The 20,693-nt window shown below is 69.0% G+C and carries 22 protein-coding genes and 1 riboswitch; of the genes, 11 read left to right on the forward strand and 11 right to left on the reverse strand.

Features of this window, described 5'->3' with window-relative positions:
• Positions 1-293 precede the first annotated feature (293 nt).
• Entirely contained in the window at positions 294-1,772 is a 1,479-nt protein-coding gene (locus ACFWBT_RS30120) for a VWA domain-containing protein (protein ID WP_385705992.1), read from the reverse strand.
• Positions 1,773-1,958: 186 nt separating this feature from the next.
• Positions 1,959-2,846, reverse strand: a complete 888-nt coding sequence (locus tag ACFWBT_RS30125) for a LysR family transcriptional regulator (RefSeq protein WP_385705994.1) — start codon at positions 2,844-2,846, stop codon at positions 1,959-1,961.
• Positions 2,847-2,987: 141 nt separating this feature from the next.
• Here ACFWBT_RS30125 and ACFWBT_RS30130 point away from each other — a divergent pair, with 141 nt between their 5' ends.
• Both ACFWBT_RS30130 and ACFWBT_RS30135 read left to right on the forward strand, forming a co-directional pair.
• Positions 2,988-3,350, forward strand: coding sequence for a DUF1801 domain-containing protein (locus ACFWBT_RS30130; protein WP_356464939.1), 363 nt, complete (start codon positions 2,988-2,990; stop codon positions 3,348-3,350).
• Positions 3,351-3,355: 5 nt separating this feature from the next.
• Positions 3,356-3,742, forward strand: a complete 387-nt coding sequence (locus tag ACFWBT_RS30135) for a VOC family protein (RefSeq protein WP_385706024.1) — start codon at positions 3,356-3,358, stop codon at positions 3,740-3,742.
• Positions 3,743-3,806: 64 nt separating this feature from the next.
• Here the strand turns inward: ACFWBT_RS30135 and thiC are convergent, their stop codons facing one another.
• Positions 3,807-5,627, reverse strand: a complete 1,821-nt coding sequence (gene thiC, locus ACFWBT_RS30140; RefSeq protein WP_385705997.1) for a phosphomethylpyrimidine synthase ThiC — start codon at positions 5,625-5,627, stop codon at positions 3,807-3,809.
• Positions 5,620-5,776: riboswitch (TPP riboswitch) on the reverse strand. (Overlaps the previous gene by 8 nt.)
• 71 nt (positions 5,777-5,847) lie before the next feature.
• On the opposite strand from thiC, the gene ACFWBT_RS30145 reads away from it, so the two are divergent.
• On the forward strand, positions 5,848-7,359 hold the full coding sequence (locus ACFWBT_RS30145) for a YibE/F family protein (protein WP_385705999.1): 1,512 nt from the start codon (positions 5,848-5,850) through the stop codon (positions 7,357-7,359).
• 81 nt (positions 7,360-7,440) lie between these two features.
• Here the strand turns inward: ACFWBT_RS30145 and ACFWBT_RS30150 are convergent, their stop codons facing one another.
• The 4 genes from ACFWBT_RS30150 to ACFWBT_RS30165 all read right to left on the reverse strand — a co-directional run bounded on the left by ACFWBT_RS30150 (position 7,441) and on the right by ACFWBT_RS30165 (position 9,964).
• Positions 7,441-7,878 carry an SsgA family sporulation/cell division regulator gene (locus ACFWBT_RS30150; RefSeq protein WP_266760541.1) on the reverse strand — a complete coding sequence of 146 codons (438 nt, stop codon included), beginning with the start codon at positions 7,876-7,878 and terminating at the stop codon, positions 7,441-7,443.
• Positions 7,879-7,978: 100 nt separating this feature from the next.
• The gene (locus ACFWBT_RS30155) at positions 7,979-8,692 is read right to left on the reverse strand and encodes an IclR family transcriptional regulator (protein WP_385706026.1); all 714 of its coding nucleotides are present in this window, start codon (positions 8,690-8,692) and stop codon (positions 7,979-7,981) included.
• Between the two features lie 577 nt (positions 8,693-9,269).
• On the reverse strand, positions 9,270-9,482 hold the full coding sequence (locus ACFWBT_RS30160) for a DUF5326 family protein (protein ID WP_385706002.1): 213 nt from the start codon (positions 9,480-9,482) through the stop codon (positions 9,270-9,272).
• 164 nt (positions 9,483-9,646) lie between these two features.
• On the reverse strand, positions 9,647-9,964 hold the full coding sequence (locus ACFWBT_RS30165) for a cupin domain-containing protein (protein ID WP_261703765.1): 318 nt from the start codon (positions 9,962-9,964) through the stop codon (positions 9,647-9,649).
• An 82-nt stretch (positions 9,965-10,046) separates the two neighbouring features.
• On the opposite strand from ACFWBT_RS30165, the gene ACFWBT_RS30170 reads away from it, so the two are divergent.
• From ACFWBT_RS30170 to ACFWBT_RS30190, 5 genes are all read left to right on the forward strand, one after another.
• Positions 10,047-10,430, forward strand: coding sequence for a phage holin family protein (locus tag ACFWBT_RS30170; protein ID WP_385706005.1), 384 nt, complete (start codon positions 10,047-10,049; stop codon positions 10,428-10,430).
• 9 nt (positions 10,431-10,439) lie between these two features.
• Positions 10,440-10,931 (forward strand): low molecular weight protein-tyrosine-phosphatase, encoded by a 492-nt coding sequence (locus ACFWBT_RS30175; protein WP_385706007.1) that lies wholly within the window; start codon positions 10,440-10,442, stop codon positions 10,929-10,931.
• On the forward strand, positions 10,928-12,118 hold the full coding sequence (locus ACFWBT_RS30180) for a cystathionine gamma-lyase (RefSeq protein ID WP_385706009.1): 1,191 nt from the start codon (positions 10,928-10,930) through the stop codon (positions 12,116-12,118). The genes ACFWBT_RS30175 and ACFWBT_RS30180 overlap by 4 nt, the downstream gene beginning before the upstream one ends.
• A gap of 216 nt (positions 12,119-12,334) precedes the next feature.
• Entirely contained in the window at positions 12,335-13,240 is a 906-nt protein-coding gene (locus tag ACFWBT_RS30185; RefSeq protein ID WP_385706010.1) for a LysR family transcriptional regulator, read from the forward strand.
• Positions 13,241-13,422: 182 nt separating this feature from the next.
• A complete protein-coding gene (locus ACFWBT_RS30190; protein WP_266760553.1) occupies positions 13,423-13,905 on the forward strand; it encodes an NUDIX domain-containing protein in 483 nt (160 codons plus the stop codon).
• 22 nt (positions 13,906-13,927) lie between these two features.
• Here ACFWBT_RS30190 and ACFWBT_RS30195 read toward each other — a convergent pair whose 3' ends face one another.
• Both ACFWBT_RS30195 and ACFWBT_RS30200 read right to left on the reverse strand, forming a co-directional pair.
• On the reverse strand, positions 13,928-15,532 hold the full coding sequence (locus tag ACFWBT_RS30195) for a globin domain-containing protein (RefSeq protein ID WP_385706012.1): 1,605 nt from the start codon (positions 15,530-15,532) through the stop codon (positions 13,928-13,930).
• A gap of 406 nt (positions 15,533-15,938) precedes the next feature.
• Positions 15,939-16,571: an HAD family hydrolase gene (locus ACFWBT_RS30200; RefSeq protein ID WP_385706014.1), complete on the reverse strand. Its 633-nt coding sequence runs from the start codon at positions 16,569-16,571 to the stop codon at positions 15,939-15,941.
• 171 nt (positions 16,572-16,742) lie between these two features.
• Between ACFWBT_RS30200 and ACFWBT_RS30205 the strand changes: the two genes are divergently transcribed.
• Positions 16,743-17,609: a GNAT family N-acetyltransferase gene (locus tag ACFWBT_RS30205; protein WP_385706016.1), complete on the forward strand. Its 867-nt coding sequence runs from the start codon at positions 16,743-16,745 to the stop codon at positions 17,607-17,609.
• 105 nt (positions 17,610-17,714) lie between these two features.
• On the opposite strand, the gene ACFWBT_RS30210 is transcribed toward ACFWBT_RS30205, so the two are convergent.
• Complete coding sequence (locus ACFWBT_RS30210; RefSeq protein WP_356464960.1) at positions 17,715-18,137, reverse strand: heme-binding protein; 423 nt, start codon at positions 18,135-18,137, stop codon at positions 17,715-17,717.
• Positions 18,138-18,238: 101 nt separating this feature from the next.
• Complete coding sequence (locus ACFWBT_RS30215; protein ID WP_385706018.1) at positions 18,239-19,447, reverse strand: MFS transporter; 1,209 nt, start codon at positions 19,445-19,447, stop codon at positions 18,239-18,241.
• A 140-nt stretch (positions 19,448-19,587) separates the two neighbouring features.
• On the opposite strand from ACFWBT_RS30215, the gene ACFWBT_RS30220 reads away from it, so the two are divergent.
• A complete protein-coding gene (locus tag ACFWBT_RS30220; protein WP_385706020.1) occupies positions 19,588-20,076 on the forward strand; it encodes a MarR family winged helix-turn-helix transcriptional regulator in 489 nt (162 codons plus the stop codon).
• Positions 20,077-20,085: 9 nt separating this feature from the next.
• Positions 20,086-20,538, forward strand: coding sequence for a GNAT family N-acetyltransferase (locus ACFWBT_RS30225; RefSeq protein WP_385706022.1), 453 nt, complete (start codon positions 20,086-20,088; stop codon positions 20,536-20,538).
• Positions 20,539-20,693 lie beyond the last annotated feature (155 nt).

Raw genomic sequence — 20,693 nt, forward strand, 5'->3', positions numbered from 1 at the left:
GCCTCCCGGGCCCCCGCGGCTCGCCCGCGGCCGTCCGGGGCGCGGTCCCGGGCGCACGCCGCGGGAGCGGGCCGGTACGACAGCCGCGGCCGTCCGGGGCGCGGTCCCGGGCGCACGCCGCGGGAGCGGTCCCAGGACCCGCCGTGGCTCCGGATTTCGTACGCCCCACGGCTCACGGTCCGTACGGCCGCCGCGGGACTCGGCTCCGTGACGACCAGCCCGGACGCGGGCTCGTACGGCTACCTCGAGTGCGGGACCGTGGACGTCGTCGGATGCCCTCGGGATCGGGTCGGTCAGAAGATGCCCAGTCGCCGTGCCTCGCTCACCCACGACGGGAACTCGGACAGCAGCCGGTCGTAGAGCTCCGGATCCGGTACGTGGCTGATGTCGTCGACCGCGAAGAACCCCACGTTGTCGACACGCCGGCCCGGCAGCGTATCGAACCGCTCCAGTACGCCGTAGTTGGAGCGCCCCAGTCCGACGAACTGCCAGAAGATCGGCTCGTCCACCGCCTCCCGCAGCTCCTTCTCGATCTCCTTGTTGCGGTAGACACCCCCGTCGGAGAAGAAGAGCACCAGCGTGGGATCGGCGGCCGGGTGCTCACGGACGTACGTCCGGACCTCGGCGATCACCTTCTGCTCCTCGTTCTGGATGCCGACCGCCCGCATGTCCACCTGGCCGGGCAGCATCCCCTTCCGAGGCTTCTTGCTCCGCCGGAAGAGGGTCAGTTCACCGACCCGGACATGGCGCTCCAGCCACTCCGGCAGGTCCCCCACGGCGAGGTCGGGCAGCCGGGCCGGGTTCGACGCGAAGGTCCACGCCTGCATCTCGCCGTCGTCGTCCAACTGGGCGGCCACCGCGGCCATCCGCTCCACCACATCGGCCACGACGCCCTTCGAGTACAGGAACGACATCGACCCGGAGGCGTCCAGAACCAGGATGACGCGGGCCCTGACACCCACCGCCCCGTGTTTGCGCAGACTGACCGCCACCTGCTCCTTGCGCAGGGAGAGCCGCTTGCGCATGTCCACGGGCAACTGGTCCTCGCCCTTGATCAGGCGAGGGGCGGAAGGCGGCGCCGGGGCGGACGGGGGCGGCATCGTGGGCCGAGGCGGAACGGCGGGTGTGGTCGCGGGAGCCGCCGCCACACCGGGCGAGGAGTCTCCGGAGCCCGCGAATCCCGGCGCCGCGCCACCGGAGCCCCGGCTCCCGGAACCCGCGCTTCCGGACGCGCCCGGCTCCTCGTCCACGCTGATCCCGAAGTCGGTGGCCAGGCCGGCGAGTCCGGAGTCGTACCCCTGGCCCACCGCGCGGAACTTCCACTGGCCGCCCCGCAGATACAGCTCACCCCCGATGAATGCCGTCTCCGTCGTCGCCTCCATCTCGAAGAGCGCCAGCTCCTGCCCGGTCCCGGCGTCGAGCAGCGTCAGCCTCAGACCCGTCAGCCCGCCGAAGGTGCCCCCGTCGGCGGAGGCGCCCAGGACGACGCGCTGGATCTCCGGCTCCAGGGCGCGCAGATCCACCCCGACGGTGTCCGTCGTCCCGCCACCCTCCCTCCGCTTCCCCAGGTGACGCACAGCACCGGAGGCATGTCTCGGCTGGTTGTAGAAGACGAAGTCACCGTCGTCCCGCACCCGTCCGTCCGCACGGAGCAGCAGAGCCGAGGCATCGGCGTCCGGAGCACCGGGGCCCCCGGACCAGCCGAGCACGACCCGCACCTCCTGCGCTGCGACGGGAAGGTTGGCGCCCTTGCTCATCGATGTCGCTGTCATGTGCCCAGTCTGCCTAGAGAACCCGGCACCGGAACCGTCCGATACGCATCCGCCCCCATCGGACGGACCCAAGCCCCCGCTCCCGCTCCGAAGACGGAACCCCCGGCGAATGGGGTCGGGCTCCCGACTCACCGCTCCCGGCTCACAGCTCCCGGCTCCGGCTCCGGCTCCGGCTCCGGCTCCGGTTCAGGGGGAGCCGGTCGCGTCCGTCGCGGCCCGTACGAACTCGCGCACCCGCTCGGTGCTGTTGCCCTCCCTCCACACCAGTCCCCGTTCGATCGGCCGCGCGTCGTGAAGAGGCACGTACGCGACATCGGGTCGGGGGTAGTACTGGCGGGAGTGCTCCCCGACCGGGAGGACACCCCGGCCCATCGCGACCAGAGTCAGCATTTCGGAGAACGACCCGCCGACCGGGCCCTTCGGAACGGGCCTGCCCGAAGGAGTGCGGTCCGGTGTGCGGTCCCGTTTGAACCCCGCCGAGGTCACCGCCGGGTACTGCACCACGGGGTGTTCCGCGAGTACTTCGACGGACACCCGCTCCTCGCCGGCGAGCGGATGACCGGCCGCCACAGCCAGTACCCGTCTCTCCCGCAGCAGCGCCGGGCCGCAGGCCATTCCGTCGAAGGGGAACGAGGCGAGGAGGACGTCGATCGAACCGTCCACCAGACTCGCCCGGGAGTTGGACAGCTGAACCTCCCGTACATCGACCCGGCAATCGGGGTGCCGCTCACCGAACAGACCGACCGCCCTGAGCAGCGCGGGTGCCGTCCATTCGCCGAGGAAGGCGACCCGCAGCTCCCCGGTGACCCCACGACTGGCATCGGCCGCCCTGCGCAGCGCCGCCTCCATCGCGGCGACCAGCGGCACCAGGTCGGCCGCCAGCTGCCGGCCGATCGGAGTGAGCCGGACGGAACGGCTGTTGCGTTCGAACAACGGCCCGCCGACCCTGCGTTCAAGCTTCTTGGTCACCTGGCTGACCCGCCCGGTCGTGATCAGCAACCGCTCCGCGGTCCGGCCGAAGTGCAGTTCCTCGGCCAGGGTCAGGAAGGTCTCGATCTCCAGCCGCTCCAGCATGAATCCCCCCGGCGTTAAATCTGGCTCAACGGTCGTACGTCGATCATGCCTTGATGGCCTCGGTCCCGCGGCGGATCGTAGATGGCGTCCAACCGGCCCCCTTGGGGAGCCCGGGACGCACCCCTCCTGAACAGGACTCACATGAACGCCTCGGACATCACCTCCTACCTGAACGGGCTCGACGGCCCCCTGCGCGACATCGGCGAGAAGATCCGGCCTGTCATCGACTCGGCCCTCCCCGACGGCTCCGGCGCGCTCTGGCACGGCCATCCCACCTGGAGCCTCGGAGCCAAGCCCGGTCAGACCCCGATCTGTCTGCTCAAGGGCTACACGTCCTACGTCACCTTCGGCCTCTGGCGCGGCCAGGAGGTGGCCGATCCATCGGGCCGACTGGTCGCCGGAGCCCGCCAGATGGCCTCGGTGAAGCTCAGCCGTACCGACGAGGTCGACCCCGTCCTCTTCGGTGAGTGGCTCCGCCGCGCCGTCGCCCTGGAGACCAAGTGACCGCGATACGCGTGAAGGCCTTCGACCACCTGGTCCTCAACGTCGCGGACGTCGAACGGTCCCTGGGCTTCTACACCGGGCTTCTCGGACTGGCACCTGTACGCCTTGCCGAGTGGCGAGCAGGCCAGGTCCCGTTCCCGTCGGTGCGGATCACCGCGGAAACCATCATCGACCTGGTGGACGGCCCCCGTGGGGAGTCCAACGTCGACCACATCTGTCTCACCGTGGAACCGCTGGACTGGGACGAGGTCATCGCGTCGGGATCCTTCACCGTGCTTCAGGGTCCCGTCGCACGCTTCGGCGCGCGGGGCAGCGCCACCTCGGTCTACGTCCAGGACCCGGACGGGAACACGGTGGAACTGCGCTGGTACCCACAGGACGCCGCGGCATGACCGGGCGGCCCGAGGGCGGCGGTCCGGGCGTTCCGTGCCCCGGACCGCGCCCCTGTGGAGCGGCTCAGTCGGCCAGCGGCAGGTACACGCGGTTGCCCGCCTCCGCGAACTCCCGGGACTTCTGCAGCATGCCCGCGGAGACCTCCTCCGCGGAGGCGCCTTCGCCCGCGTCACCGCCGAACCGCTCGTTGATGCTCTGACTGATCTTCATCGAGCAGAACTTCGGCCCGCACATGGAGCAGAAGTGGGCCGTCTTGGCGGGCTCGGCCGGCAGCGTCTCGTCGTGGAACTCCCGTGCCGTGTCCGGATCGAGAGCCAGGTTGAACTGGTCCTCCCACCGGAACTCGAAGCGGGCGTCGGAGAGCGCGTCGTCCCAGTCCTGTGCGCCTGGATGCCCCTTGGCGAGATCGGCCGCGTGGGCGGCGATCTTGTAGGTGATGACGCCGGTCTTGACGTCGTCACGGTTGGGCAGGCCCAGATGCTCCTTGGGCGTGACGTAGCAGAGCATGGCCGTGCCCCACCAGGCGATCATCGCGGCACCGATGCCGGAGGTGATGTGGTCGTACGCAGGGGCGATGTCCGTCGTCAGCGGGCCGAGCGTATAGAACGGAGCTTCATCACAGATCTCCTGCTGAAGGTCGATGTTCTCCTTGATCTTGTGCATCGGGACATGCCCCGGGCCTTCGATCATCGTCTGTACTTGAAAACGCTTCGCGATGGTGTTGAGTTCCCCGAGCGTCCTCAACTCCGCGAACTGAGCGGCGTCGTTGGCGTCCGCGATGGAGCCGGGCCGCAGACCGTCGCCGAGCGAGTAGGTGACGTCGTACGCGGCGAGGATCTCGCAGAGTTCCTCGAAGTTCTCGTACAGGAACGACTCCTTGTGGTGCGCGAGGCACCAGGCCGCCATGATCGAGCCGCCGCGCGAGACGATGCCGGTCTTACGGTTCGCGGTGAGCGGCACGTACGCCAGGCGCACGCCCGCGTGGACCGTCATGTAGTCCACGCCCTGCTCGGCCTGTTCGATGACCGTGTCCTTGTAGATCTCCCAGGTCAGCTCCTCGGCGCGGCCGTCGACCTTCTCCAGCGCCTGGTAGAGCGGCACCGTGCCGATGGGAACGGGGGAGTTGCGCAGCACCCACTCGCGGGTGGTGTGGATGTTGCGGCCGGTCGACAGGTCCATGACCGTGTCGGCGCCCCAGCGGGTCGCCCAGGTCATCTTCTCGACCTCCTCCTCGATGGAGGAAGTGACCGCGGAGTTGCCGATGTTGGCGTTGACCTTCACCAGGAACCGCTTGCCGATGATCATCGGCTCGATCTCCGGATGGTTGACGTTGGCGGGCAGCACCGCGCGGCCGGCGGCGATCTCCTCGCGTACGACTTCGCCATCGACGTTCTCCCGGAGCGCCACGAACTCCATCTCGGGCGTGATCTCGCCACGGCGCGCGTAGGCGAGCTGGGTGACCGCCTGCCCGGAGCGCCCCCGGCGCGGCTGACGCGGTCGCCCCGGGAAGACCGCGTCCAGGTTGCGCAGCCCGCCGCGCGGGGACGTGTGCTTGATCCCGTCGTCCTCCGGACGGGCGGGGCGGCCCGCGTACTCTTCGGTGTCGCCGCGGGCGATGATCCAGTTCTCGCGCAGCGGCGCCAGCCCCCTGCGCACATCGGTGTCGATGGTCGGATCGGTGTACGGGCCTGAGGTGTCGTACAGCGTCACGGACTGCCCGTTGGTCAGGTGCACCTGACGAACCGGCACCCGCAGATCGGGACGCGTACCCCCGACATACGCCTTGTGCCAGCCGATGGACTTCCCGGCCTCCCCGTTCAGCGACGGTGAAGCGACCCCGCCCGTCTGGCTGGAGGCAGGCGTGCGTACGTCCTTGTTGGTCATGAGACCTACTCCCTACGCCGGCATTACCCGGTAACAGGTTCAGCGGTCGACGCAGCGGCTTCCGTTCGTCGATGTTTCATGTGAAACATCGCGAAGACGGAGGTCAGCGCCCTCTCAGCCCGGTGCTCCGAGCTCCCGCGTGTGCAAAGGTGCCTCCACGCTAGCGTCATATTTGGCGCGGTGAACAGAGGGCCCTGGTCGTTCTTGCGATGATCGGTCGGTGACAGCACCCCAGCGCTCCCCGTTCCCACCGGCCGAGTCTCCGCGCCGTCCGGGCTCCGACGACGGCCACGGACATGGTTCCGGCAACGGCCATGGGCATGGGCATGGGCCGGGGGGTGGCCATGGTTCCGGACCGGACGGCGGTCACGACGGGCACGGCGGCGAACACGGGCCGGGCGTCGGACAGGGCGGAGGTTCGGGCGGCGGGCACGGGCACTCGCACAGCCACGGTCCTGCCGCGCCGGTCTCCAAGCACCTGCGCAAGGTCATCGCCGCGGTACTGATCCCCTTCGCGGCCGCGGTCGCGGTGGGTCTCGTGGTGCTGTGGCCCGGCGGTGCCCCCTCCCACGAGCGCACCGGTGTCGGCTTCGACCGGCAGACCCAGCAGGCGACGGTCACCAGGATCGACCAGGTGGACTGCAGGTCCGTGAACGCCTCGGGGGAGACCCCGACGGGCGACACCTCCACCGCCGAGGGCTCCTCCGCCCAGCTGCAGGCGACGGGTGAATGCAAGAAGGCGACGATCCGGATCGACACCGGCAAGGACAAGGGCCGCACGTTCACCGAGATCGTTCAGCCGGACCAGTCACGGCAGTTGCACCAGGGCGAGAAAGTCGTCGTCGCGTACGAGCCCTCCGCCCCCAAGGACCTCCAGTACTCGGTCACGGACGCGAACCGGAAGCTTCCCCTGACGCTGCTCGCCGGGATCTTCGCCGTGGTCGTCGTGGTGGTCGGCCGGATGCGCGGCGTCATGGCACTGATCGCCCTGGCCATCAGCTTCATGATCCTGAACTTCTTCATCCTGCCGGCGATCCTGCAGGGCTCGAACCCGCTGGTCGTGGCCGTCGTCGGGTCCAGCGCCATCATGCTGATCGCGCTCTACATGTGCCATGGCCTGTCGGCCCGTACATCCGTGGCGGTGGTCGGCACCCTGCTCTCACTCGTGCTGATCGGCATCCTCGGCTCGGTCTTCATCGACTGGGCCGTGCTGACCGGCAACACGGACGACGACACCGGTCTGATCCATGGCTTGTACCCGTCCATCGACATGAGCGGTCTGCTGCTGGCCGGAGTCATCATCGGTTCGCTCGGTGTTCTCGACGATGTGACGGTGACGCAGACGTCCGCGGTGTGGGAGCTGCACGAAGCCAACCCCACGATGGGCTGGCGTGGCCTCTACCGCGCGGGCATCCGGATCGGCCGCGACCACATCGCGTCGGTCGTCAACACGCTCGTCCTGGCCTACGCGGGCGCCGCACTGCCGCTGCTGCTGCTCTTCTCGATCGCGCAGAGCAGCGTGGGCACCGTGGCCAACAGCGAACTGGTCGCCGAGGAGATCGTGCGCACCCTGGTCGGATCGATCGGCCTGGTCGCCGCCGTGCCGGTGACGACCGCGCTGGCCGCCCTCGTGGTCGCCGCGGACCGTGAAGGGACCGTGACCGGCCCCGTCGAGTCCGCGGGTGCCAGGACGCCGGTACGGAGCGGGAAGGGCCGCCGCCGCAAGCACTGAGCCGTCCGCCCGTGACGCCGGAACCATTCGGCACCCACGCCCCCTTGAGGAAGCGTTACTCCGCTCGGGGGTACGGGTGCTTCAGCCCGCGCTCTGCTCCTCCGCCAGGATGCGGTCGAGCGCTTCGTCGAGAGATGTGTCGAAACCGGCGAGGGAGCGCTCCTGCCCGAGCGGCACCAGCTTGTCCGTACGGTCGAGGAAGGCGACGAGTGGTGCGGCCCCGGACCGGAACAGGGCGTGATCTCCTCCGACCTGAAGCCGGATCAGCACCTCACCGAACGCCTCCGGGTCGGCCGGAGCGATGTGCACATCACCGTCACCGCACGGCCTGCCCACCCCGTCGATCAGCAGCTCCCGACCGAACGCCCAGGTCACGGGCGCGTCTCCGGGCAAGTGGAAGGTCAACCGCACCGCGTACGGATCACAGGTCTCGTATCGCAGCTCCACCGGAATGCGGAAGGACAGCTCCTCGGACACGAGGAAGCTCATCATGACCTCTGCCTGCACCGACTCGCGCATCGCCTACCCCGTCGTTTGCCATCGACTGGCCAGGAATCATCCCCCTGACACTGCTGGAAATATTGCTCACCGTGCACGACAGATCACAAGGAGTGAGTTTTCAGATACTGATAGAGATGGCGAGTGTCCCTAGCAGCCTGCCGATTTCGCTCTGCAGCTTCTGTGCCGCGGGCAGCAGTCGGTCGACCTGGTGGGACGGGAAGGAAATGGCCATGGTCGCGGCGGTACTGCCCGCCGTGATCGGGATCGCGGCACAGACCGCGCCCAGCGCGTACTCCTGCCGCTCGACCACCGGTTCCATCCGCCCCATCCGTTCGAGCCGCCTCAGCAGGCGGTCCTTGTCACGCACCGTGTAGGGGGTGATCGACTGCACCGGGTACCGATCGAGGTGGTCCCGCCGGGACTTGTCGTCCAGCTGGGACAACAGACACTGACCGATCGCGTGGGCGTGCGCAGTCTCCCGGAAGTCGGCCCACTCCTCGACCGCGGGATTCGCCGGAGTGTCGGCGACACACACGACCTCGATCTCGCCGTCGCGGTAGGTCGCGTAGTACACGGGGGCGCCGATCGCGTCGCGCCAGTGCGCGAGCGTGTCACTCACCGTGCTGCGACGTTTCTGCTGGGCTCCGCTGCTGCTCAGCCGTTCGGCGGCCTCACCGAGGTAGAACAGCCCTCTGTCCCGGCGCAGATAACCCTCGTGAACAAGGGTGCGCAGCAGGTGGTACGCGGTCGGCAGCGCGAGTCCCGCCTCCCGCGCGAGCTGTTTGGCAGGTGCGCCGTGTTCCCGCGAGGCGACGGCCTCCAGCAGACGCATGGCCCGCTGCACCGAGCCGATCAACGTGGTGGACTGGGAATCCAGCGGGGTGACTTCGGGCTCCGCCGGAAGGTTTCGGGCGAGCCGTGCCGCCCCGGGAGCCGCGGAGCGCGGACTGCGGGTCACCGACGGCAGTGTGCGCCCGGTGAGCCCGTCCGCCGGCAGGGCGCGCCGCGTGGGTGTCTCCACCGGAGACCGCGGCGGCGCCGACTCCGCCGGCGAAACCGACGCGGAGCGTGAAAGAGGCGGCTCCCCCGGCGAGGTGCGCGGCTGGACCGGTGGAACGCGTGCCGCTGCGGGCATGCCCGATCGCTGGAAGGGCGGAGCGACTGATGGTGCGGGTGCGGTGTCAACCGTGGCCAAGGGGCACTCCCGAAGCGCGAGGAGGACCGCCCGTGCGGGGAAACACGGGAGGGGGCTGTGCGCTGCCCGCGGGGGTCGACCCCCGCGTCGAATTCCGGACTTTAACCGCCAGTCACGGCCGGCATACGGCCTCGCCGGAAAACTTCCCTCGCCCGAGGGAACCTTGGGTTCCCTTTCCCCTTTCGCCGTTACCTCCCGCTCACCCTCTCGCGCCTCACCAGTCGCTGCGCGAGGACGAACCCGACATGAACTTCCGCACGATGTAGATCAGTCCGCCGACCAGCGCCACGAAGATGAGCACCTTGAAGAGCACGAGGACGACGAAGGTGACGACGCTCGCTATCAGGCCGCCGAACACCACCAGGGCGATGACCGGCACCGCGACCCACTTCACCCACCACGGCATACCGTTGAAGATCTCTCGCATCGCCCTGTCCTTACCTCTCCTCGCCCGTGGTCCCAACACCGGGACACCGATTCCGGGTTCTCTTGTGTCCTGCATCCGATGCTAGGTCGGAGAGGGGGCCGCGCGGTGGCCTCGCACCCCTTGTCCTCCCCTGACCGTCCCCCTAGGGAACCCTGAGACGCAGGTCAGCTCTCGGGCGGAGAGAACACCACCAGGACCCGCAGATCCTCCGTGATGTGGTGGAACTTGTGGGCGACCCCCGCGGGCACGTACACGACACTGCCCCGCGCCACCTGGGTGGTCTCCAGGCCGACCGTGATCGACGCGCGTCCGCTCACCACGAAGTACACCTCGTCCTGTGCGTGCGGCTTCTGCGGGTCGAGCCCGCCCGCGTCGAGCGCGTACAGCCCGACCGACATGTTCCGCTCGCGCAGAAACTGCAGGTAGGCGCCGTCGTTGGCGGCGCGCTCCGCCTCCAGTTCATCCAGTCGGAATGCCTTCATCGCCCTCGTCCGCTCTCGTACGCCACAGGCTGTGTCCACAGCCCCTTCTTGCCAGTCGATCTCTTCTGCCACGATCAGACACATGAAGAATTTCGTAGTCAAGACGCTCGCCAACGCGGGGGCCCTGGCCGTCGCCGTCTGGCTCCTGGACAAGATCACCCTGACGGGCGACAGCACGGGCAAGGAGATAACCACGCTCCTTCTCGTCGCACTGGTCTTCGGACTGGTGAACTTCCTGGTCAAGCCGATCGTGAAGGTACTGACCTTCCCGCTCTTCATCCTCACGCTCGGCCTGATCACCCTTGTGGTGAACGCCTTGATGCTGCTGCTCACCTCCTGGCTCGCCGACAAACTCGACCTGAGCTTCCATGTGGAGGGCTTCTGGACCGCCGTCCTGGGCGGCCTGATCATCTCCGTCGTCTCCTGGGCGCTCAACGTCGTCCTGCCCGACGGCGACAACGACTGAGAGAGCTCCATGCCCTATCGCGTCTGCTTCGTCTGCACCGGCAACATCTGCCGCTCGCCGATGGCCGAGGCCGTCTTCCGCGCCCATGTGACGGAAGCCGGACTCGACGAGCTGGTCGAGGTCGACAGCGCGGGGACGGGCGGCTGGCACGAGGGCGACGGAGCGGACGAGCGCACCGTCGCCGTGCTGGAGGCGGGTGGCTACGAGAGCGACCACGAGGCCCGGCAGTTCCAGGCCTCGTGGTTCTCCCGTCTCGATCTCGTCATCGCCCTGGACACCGGTCATCTCAAGGCCCTGCGCCGCCTCGCGACCACGGCCGAGGACACGGCGAAGGTCCGGCTGCTGCGCTCGTACGACCCCGCCGCGGGCGACGATCTGGACGTCCCCGATCCGTATTACGGACATATGGACGGCTTCGAGGAATGTCTTGAGATGGTGGAGGCGGCGAGCCCGGGATTGCTCGCCGCGGTACGAGAGCAAGTGGGAGGACGAGAAGCATGACGTCAGGGGATTTCGTCACGGCGAGCGGTGGGGGCGCGGGCCGGAGCGAGGACACGCGCGCGACGGTGCAGGGCGACGGCACCCGCGCGGTGCGCGCCGGGCTGCCCGAGCCCGTCAAGTACGAGCCGACCCTTCCCGGCCCGGTCTTCGCCGCGCACTTCCATCTGCCCGGTGAGCCCACCGGCCCGTACACCTACGGCCGTGACGAGAACCCGACCTGGACGCTCCTGGAGCGCGCCATCGGCGAGTTGGAAGCGACCGGCCAGGACTCCGTGGAAACGCTCGCCTTCCCCTCGGGCATGGCCGCCATCTCCGCGGTGCTCTTCTCTCAACTGCGCGCCGGCGACATCGTCGTCCTGCCCGACGACGGCTACCAGGTACTGCCGCTGGTGCGCGAGCAGCTGACCGCGTACGGCATCGAGGTGCGCACCGCCCCCACCGCCGACGATGCCCAGCTGGAGGTGCTCGACGGCGCGAAGCTGCTGTGGATCGAGACGCCGTCCAACCCGGGCCTCGACGTCTGCGATCTGCGACGCCTCGTCGCTGCCGCACACGCGCAGGGCACGCTCGTCGCCGTCGACAACACGTTGGCGACCCCGCTCGGACAGCGCCCGCTGGAGCTGGGTGCCGACTTCTCCGTGGCCAGCGGCACCAAGATGCTCACCGGGCACGGCGACATCCTCCTGGGGTACGTCACCGGGCGGGACGCCGCGCTGATGGCTCCCGTACGACGCTGGCGGAAGGTCGTCGGCGCCATCCCCGGCCCGATGGAGGCCTGGCTGGCCCACCGTTCGCTCGCCACGCTCCAGTTGAGGGCCGACCGGCAGACCTCCAACGCCAGGACTATCGCCGAGGCCCTGCGGGATCGGCCCGAGGTGACGGGGCTGCGCTACCCCGGGCTGCCCGATGACCCGTCGCACAAGATCGCATCACAGCAGATGCGCCGCTTCGGATGCGTGGTCTCCTTCACGCTGCCCACACGCGCGCATGCCGAGCGCTTCCTCGACGCGCTGCGCCTGGTGGACGACGCCACCAGCTTCGGCGGGGTGCGGTCCACGGCCGAGCGGCGGGGCCGTTGGGGCGGGGACGCGGTCCCGGAGGGCTTCATCCGCTTCTCCGCCGGCGCCGAAGATCCCGAGGACCTGGTGACGGACGTGCTGCGGGCCCTCGACGCCTCCGCGGAGTAGGGCGGCCATGGTGGCGGGATCAGTACCCCCGCTACGTACAACGGACGGTCCGAGCCTCCCCCCTCGTGGCTCGGACCGTCCCGGTTCCGCGCGCGAAGAACCGCGCAAACAAGGCTAGTTGACTCTGTGTCAGTGTCCAATCACCGTAGCGACAGAGACCTATCGACTTATTTATAGTTGGGGTTCGCGCGGGGGTGCTGAAAGGGGAGGGGCACCATGGATTTGGCCTTGCTGCGCACGTTTGTGACTGTGCACCGGGCCGGTTCCTTCACTCGCGCCGCCGCGCTGCTCGGGCTCTCTCAGCCGGCCGTCACCTCGCAGATCCGCACACTGGAGCGGCAGCTGGGACGGCCCCTGTTTCTTCGCCAGGCGCGCGGGGTGACCCCCACGACCATCGGCGACGAACTGGCCCACAAGGCGGCGCCGCATCTCGACGCCCTCGTGGAGATAGCCGAGACCGGTCTGGACGAGGACTCCTCTCTGCGCACCTTGCATCTCGCGGGGCCGCCGGAGTTCACCTCGGAGCGCGCACTGCCCGCGCTCACAGAGCTGACCGGCGACGACGGCCAGGGCTTCACGCTGCGCGCCTCCTTCGGCAACGCGGAGGAGACGCTGGAGGGGCTCGCCGCCGGACACCATGATCTGGCCATGACGACGGCCCGCCCACGCGGTGCGCTCCTCACCGCGACTCCGCTCTGCGACGAAGAGCACGTCCTGGTCGCCTCTCCGCGCTGGGCCGCCGAAGTCGGGCCGGGAAAGCTCCGCCGGAAGGGCGCCCACGCGCTCGAGGACTTCCCCATCGTCGAGGTCCACGAGTCGCTGCCGCTCGTCGCCCGCTACTGGGCCTCGGTCTTCGATTGCCGCCCGGCCGCCTCCGGCACGGTCGTCGTCCCTGATCTGCGGGCGGTCCTCGCCTGTGCCTCCGCGGGCGCCGGACTCGCCGTCCTGCCCAAATACCTCTGTGCCGATGCCATCGAACGCGGAGACGTCGTGGCACTCCTCGACCCGGCGGTGCCCCCGTTGCGTACGTACTTCCTCGTCGTCCGGACCGGAACGCTCGCGATGCCGCACATCGCCCGGGCGCACGAATGGCTGCTGCGAGCGGCTGCCGACTGGGGCTGACGCCGGCGCGGGCCGGAACCGAGACTCAGGGCGGCAGGGCCTGTCGCCGAGGACCGAAGGCCGACGGTTCGGGCGACGGGAGTCCCGCCTTCTCAGAACCCCAGGACGGGCTCCAGGGCGTTTCACACGGAATCCCGGCTGGGTGATGTTTCACGTGGAACCAGCCGGGCCACATTTCTCCCATGACCGTCCGACCCGTGGTCAAGCGCACCGCCCGCGCCGTTCTGCTCGATGGTGACGACCTGATCTTGATCAAGCGCACCAAGCCCGGCGTCGACCCCTACTGGCTCACGCCGGGTGGCGGCGTCGAACCGGAGGACACGACTGTCGTCGAAGCACTCCACCGTGAGGTGCACGAGGAGCTCGGAGCCAAGGTCGTCGATGTGGTGCCCTGCTTCGTCGACACCGTCGAGCACATCGGTGACGACGGAGGTGCGACCGGCGTGAAGGTCCAGCACTTCTTCGTCTGCCGGCTGGAGTCCATGGATCCTGCCCTGCGGCACGGCCCCGAGATGGACGAGCCGTGCGGTGAGTACGAGATCGTCCGCGTCCCGTTCACCCGGGTCGGGATCGCCTCCGTCCACCTCGTACCGCTCTCGCTGAGGCACTATCTCGACGGCAACATCGAAGGCGTACGGGCCATGCACGCACCTGACCTGGGCTGACGCCGAGGGAAGCCGCCGCGGGTCAGTCGCCGGCCCCGACGAGTTCTTCCACCGAGTCGTGGCGGATCCGGTCCGACGGGATGCCTATGTCCCTGAGGGTGTCGACACCGCTGCGGATCATGCCGGGCGGCCCCGAGAGATACGCGTCGAACTCGTTCCACGGCCCGTACTCGCGTACGACGTCCGGCAGCTGGAGATGGGCCTGCTGGTCGACGACGGGGCGTACCGCGAGCCAGGGGTGGCTCTGCTGGAGCCGCAGCATGGTGTCGATGTCGTAGAGGTCGTGATCGGTGCGAGCCCCGTAGAAGACTTCGACGGGTCGGCGCTCCCCGTGCTCGGCGACGTCCTCGACCAGGGCCTTGATGGGAGCGATGCCGGTGCCGCCGCCCAGACAGAGCAGTCCGCTGTCGGTGGTGTGGTCGACGGTCATGGAGCCGGACGGCGGTCCGAGCCGGATGACATCGCCGGGCCGGGCGCGGTGCACCAGTGCGTTGGAGACCCAGCCCGCCGGAACCGCCTTTACATGGAACGTCAGCAGCCCGTCCGAGCGGGGCGCCGAGGCAAAGGAGTAGTGCCGCCAGATCCGTGGCCACCACGGTGTCTCCAGGCTTGTGTACTGCCCGGCCAGGAACGCGTACGGCTGGTCGGGCCGGACCGTGACGACGGCGACGTCCGGCGTCCTCAGGTCGTGGGAGACCACTTCGGCGTACCACCAGGCCGGAGCACGCAGCTCGTCGGCGGCAGCGGCGTCGATCATGACCTGGGAGATGGTCGTGTATGTGCGCACCCAGGCGGCCTCCGTCTCGGCGTCCCAGATCGCGGAGGCGTACCGGCTGAGCGAGCCGATGAGGCACTCGCCGACAGCCGGGTAGTGCTCCGGCCGGGTGCCGTACTTGCGGTGTCCCCGGCCGAGATTCTGCAGATACGCGACGAGGACCTCGGTGTTGTCGATGTGCTCGGCGGCGGTCAGCAGCGCCTTGAGCAGCCGGTCCCGCTGGGTGTCCATCGCGGCGGGAAACATCGGGCGCAGCTCCGGGTGGCGCACGAAGAGCAGCGCGTAGAAGTAGGAGGTGACCTTGTCGGCGATGTCACCGACCTCGGCCATGGTCCGGCGGATCAGCACGGCGTCGGGAGACGCCTTGGGGGCGGGGGCCGGCGGCCGGACCGTCACAAGCGGCTCAGGGCGGGCCTCAGACCCCGGAGAGCCGCGGTGGGACTGCCGGGGCCCGCGCTCGGTCACGGAGGCCTGTGAGGGCCGCGGGGAGCCGAACTCCGCCTGCCCGGGGCCTGACTGCGGTCGCACGGCTTCGTGGGCCGGCTCCGGCTCGAAGTGACGAGAAGCCTTGGGCGCTTCGGCGACCGGGGATATTCGTTCCTGCAGGGGCGTTCCCTGCACGGGAGCCGCTTGCTCAGGGGCGGTTTGCCCGGGTTCCCCCTGCGTTGCCGCGGACCGGCCCACCGGGCGCAACGCGGCCAGCCGACGGCCGTCCGATGATCCCTGGTCACCGCTGGGAGTCGGCGGCTCCTTGTGCGGCGTGAACCAGCCGCCCCCGCCGTTTCCGCCTGAAGTGCCGTTGTCGGCCGACGTGGTGGTCGGAGCGTCCATGGTCTGCCTCGCCTCGAACATCTTTCGGTCGGTCTGCGCACCTCCGCGATCGGAAGATGCCTGCTTTCCCCCGCAGACGGCTTGCTCTCTTTCCCGGTTCAGTCCCGTCGGCCCAGTGCGGCCACATTGGGCCGGATTCCCGCCCCGTACGGACAAGCAAGGCGAGAATGTGACATTGGCCGCAGCGCTCTCGTCGAGCATCCCACCCCGGGTCAACGCCCGGCCTCATAACGGAAAATGCGGGTCTTCGATCTCTCCGTCCCGTTAGGCTGCTTTGGCCTGCGTTGCCGGTCGCCCGCGTCGGCGGGACGTGCGCACACCTCGGCGGACGCGAACCGGAGTCGACCATACCGGCAGTGGCTCTCGGCACAAGTACCCTCTTCCCTCACGGCGAATGAGGCCGGCACCGGTCTACCGATAGCGTGAATTACCGTGCCCCGCACACCAATTGATAGGCATCCCGCAGGTCCCGTCCCACGTAGGAGTAGGTGGCCAGGCCGCACAGATACCGGTCCGCATTGACCGCGACAGACACCGGCACAGCGCGGAAAAGGTCCTTGTCCGAGAGGGAGTCGCCATAGGCGACACAGTCGCTCTTGCTCACCCCGAACTCTTCACAGAGCCGGTCCGCGATCTGCACCTTTGCCGCGGCACTGAGTACGCCCGCCGGATCCACCGGCTCCGCGAACGGCACGGCGGGAAAGCGCGAACCATGGGCCGCGTGGGCTCCCCACGACATCAGCCGCTCCACGAAGAACGAGGGCGACAATGAGACGACGGCGCAGTAGTCGCCGTTCTCCCGGATCTCCCTCCAGACGTCTTCGATGCCGGACATCCACGGCGCTCCGTCGAAAGCCGCCGTCACATGCGCCTCGGTGAGTTCAGTCCACAGGGCATGCACCCGTGTCGCGTACTCGGGAGGACCTATGAGCCCCGCGGAAATGGCCTTCTCCAGCGCCATGTTCTCGGCTTCCAGCCCGAGCTGCCGGGAGATCTCCAACGGTGCGGTGCTGCCGTGGAGCAACGTCCCGTCGAGGTCGAAGAGATGAAGTCTCGCCATGTCCGCCGAGGCTACTGGGGCAATCGATGGTCAGGGGTCGGGGGTTTCACGTGAAACAGCTGTCCGTTGCTGTCCGTTCACTTTCGGGCGGCGCGAGGCATGGCCGAAAGAGGGCAGGGCTGCCTGGAAAGCGGTGGACGACAGCGGCTCATGTCAGACAGCCTGACGTGCGTGTCGACACCTTCCCTCACCGCTCTGCCCGTTCGTCGTCTGACGCCTCGCGACCTCGCCGCCTGCGCCGACCTGTCCGAAGACCGGGGCTGGCCCCGTGAGGAACACAAGTGGGGTCTGCTGCTCACCGCAGGGACCGGATACGGCATCGACGACCCCGCCGGCGGTCTCGTCACCGCGTGTGTGGTGACCGAATACGGCCCTCGCGACTGCCCCGAGTTGGGTGCGATCGGCATGGTTCTCGTCGCCGAGAGGCATGCCCGCCGGGGTGTCGGCCGTCATCTGATGCGGCACGTCGTCGAAGAGATGGGCAGCACCCCGCTGACCCTGCACGCGACCGTGTACGGGCGCCCGCTCTACGAGGAGTTGGGATTCAAGGTCACCGGCCGGGCCGAGATGTTCCGCGGGGTGTTCACTCCTGGCGGCCCTGAGCCCGAGGTCTTCACCCGCCCTGCCACGGCGGTGGACCTCGGCACCGTCCTCCGGCTGGACGAAGAGGTCTTCGGCACCGATCGCACCCACATGATCGCGCGGTTGCCCGCCTTCTCCGACCAGCTCCGCGTGGCCGAGGAGAACGGCCGGATCATCGGCTACGCGGCCGCCTGGCCCAACATGACCGACCATGTCGTCGGCCCGCTGATCGCCCGGGACACCGAGACGGCGAAGGCCCTCGTCTCCTCTCTCGCCGCCCACACCGACCGACCGCTGCGCACCGACATCGATGTTCGGCACGAAGAGCTGCTGGCCTGGCTGAAGGAGCGCGGGCTTGCCTCCGTCGCCTTCAACTCGGTCATGACGTACGGGATCCCGGAACTGCCCGGCGACTGGACTCGCCGCTTCGCGCCGCTGACCGTCGCCGCCGGCTAGACCTCCGGCCCGCGACAGACCAAGTGCCGGTCCCCCGGGAACACGGTGGGAGACCGGCACTTCTGGGCTGTCGTACGCCTGGCGAGTGCCGGGGGCTGCCGAGCGTCAGACGAGCGATGCGACGGCGGTGACGGCGAAGCCGTGGTCCTGGTCGGGCATGCCGCCACCGATCCCGATCGCGCCGATCAGACGGCCGTCACGGTGGACCGGCACGCCGCCCGCGATGAACAGCAGGGGACGGTCGAGAGCGGTGGGCAGGGTGTGGAAGAGACCACCGGGCTGCACCGCGTCCACGAGATCGGCGGTTGCCGCGTTCAGCTGAAGTGCCGTGTAGGCCTTGCGCGTGCTGGTCTCGCCCGAGATCAGCACAGCCTGGTCGTCGCGCCGGAAAGCGAGAAGGTGGCCGCCCGCGTCGAGGACGGTGGCGCTGATCCGAACGCCGGCGGCTTCCGCGGCGCGACGGGCCGCGGTGACGAGGACCTCGGCGTCCTCGATGGTCAGGGGGGCAACGGCGGTGGTGGTGCTCATCAGGGGTTTCTCCTTGTGGGGGTGTGCTGTTTCGAGTGGGGGACGTGCCGGGTCGACACGATGCGGGGACGGCCCTGGCCCCGCACCGGGCCCGATTCCGGTCAGTGGTGGACGGCGGTCCGCCGCTCGGCCGGGGCGCCACTGGCGACCACGGAGCCGGGAAGGACCGTGCGGCGCTCCAGAGCGGCCGAGAGAGCGGCCAGAACGAGCGCGCTCGCGGCAAGAACCGCGCCGACCCAGTTGGGGGCGGTGTAGCCGAGGCCCGCCGCGATCACGATGCCGCCGAGCCAGGCCGAGAGGGCATTGCCGAGGTTGAAGGCGCCGATGTTCACGGCCGAGGCCAGGGTGGGTGCGCCGTGCGCCTGGTCGAGAACGCGCTTCTGCAGAGGAGGCACGGTCGCGAAGCCCAGAGCGCCGATCAGGGCGATCGTGACGGCCGCCAGGATCTTGTTGTGCGCGGTGACGGTGAAGAGGGCGAGCACGACGGCGAGGCCGCCCAGGGACACGTACAGCATCGGCATCAGCGCGCGGTCGGCGAACTTGCCGCCGACCAGGTTTCCGCCGACCATGCCGAGGCCGAAGAGGACCAGCAGCCAGGTGACCGAGCCGTCGGCGAAGCCCGCGACGTGCGTCATCATCGGCGCGATGTAGGTGATGGCCGCGAAGACACCGCCGAAACCGAGCACCGTCATCGCCATCGCTAGCAGGACCTGGACGTTCTTGAAGGCGGCGAGCTCGTGGCGCAGGTGCACGCCCTCCGGCTTCGGCATCTCCGGCACCAGCTTGGCGATGCCCAGCAGCCCGATGACGCCGAGCGCGGCGACCCCCGCGAAGGTGACGCGCCAGCCTGCGGACTGTCCGATCAGCGTGCCCAGCGGGACGCCGACGACATTGGCGATCGTGAGCCCGCTGAACATCATCGCGATGGCGCCGGCCTTCTTCTCGGGCGCGACCAGTTCGGCGGCGGCCACCGACCCGATGCCGAAGAAGGCACCATGGGCGAGGGACGCGACCACCCTGCCCACGAACATCAGCCAGAAGGCCGGGGCCACGGCGGAGATCAGATTGCCGAGGACGAACAGACCCATCAGCACCATGAGCATCCGCTTGCGGGAGACCTTCGTGCCGAGCGCGGTCATGATCGGCGCGCCGATCACCACACCGAGGGCGTAGCCGGTCACCAGTAGTCCGGCGGTGGGGATGGAGACACCGAAGTCTCCGGCGACCTCGGGCAGAACGCCCATGATCACGAACTCTGTCGTTCCGATTCCGAAGGCCCCGATCGCGAGGGCCAGAAGCGCGAGAGGCATGGTGGAGTACACCTTCCAGAAGATTGCACGAGCGCTTTGCCTGCGTTCACAATAATTGCAGACGCGGGTTATATGCAACAGCGGGCTATTGCGCCTGTGCTCTATCCTGGGTTTCAGCCGCTCCGGGACGGAGGAACGCCATGACAGCCACGGACCCCGCGCTCACCGCCCTCGCTCAGGGATGGTGCGCACTCTCCCTGCTGCACGGGAGGATCGAGGCCCACATCGAGCGGGCCCTACAGGCCAAGCACGGGCTCAGCGTGCGCGAGTACTCCCTGCTCGACGTGCTCAGCCGGCAGCACGACGGCGACGGCGGCCATCTCCAGATGAAGCAGGTCGCGGACGCGGTCGTCCTCAGCCAGAGCGCCACCACACGGCTGGTCACCCGCCTTGAGGACCGAGGCCTGCTCGCCCGCTATCTCTGCCCGACCGACCGCCGCGGCATCTACACGAACGTGAGCGAGGCCGGCCTGGACCTCCTCGCCGAGGCGCGGCCCACCAATGACGCCGCCCTGCGCGAGGCACTCGACGAGGCGGCCGGGAACCCTGAGCTGGCCCCCCTGGTCCGGGTCGTGGAGTCCGCCAGCGTGCCCGTACAGCCCGTGCCCTCGGTGGGCGTGCCCTCGTAGGGTGCGCTCATGGCAGATCTTGAGATACGAGCGGCGGTCGCCGACGACGTGCCCGCCATTGTCGCGATGCTCGCCGACGACCCGCTGGGCGCCCAACGGGAATCGCCCGACGATCTGACCCCGTATTTGGGCGCTCTGGAGCGTCTGAGCGGGGACCCGAACCAGCACCTGGTCGTCGCCGTGCGCGAGAACCGCGTTGTCGGCACCCTGCAGCTCACCGTGATTCCCGGACTGTCCCGCAAGGGGGCGACGCGCTCTATCATCGAAGCCGTACGCATCCACGCCGACGAACGTGGCAGCGGTCTCGGGACGGAACTCATCGATTGGGCGATCGAGGAATCCCGCCGCCAGGGCTGTCACTTGGTCCAGCTGACCTCCGACGCCTCCCGTACCGACGCACATCGCTTCTACGAGCGGCTGGGCTTCGAGGCCTCGCACGTCGGCTTCAAGCTCCCGCTCTGACGCAGGCCGCTGACCACCCAGCGCCCGGCCCTTCCCTCCCCGCCTTTCCTGCCCCGCTCTTCCTGCCGCCCGCGACACACCGCAGCGGCGCTCTGGGGCGGTCTTCTCCGTGTTGCTCCTCCGCACAGCGGAGGCGGCCTGTTTCACGTGAAACC

Source organism: Streptomyces sp. NPDC060027, from assembly GCF_042737005.1.
GTDB lineage: Bacteria > Actinomycetota > Actinomycetes > Streptomycetales > Streptomycetaceae > Streptomyces.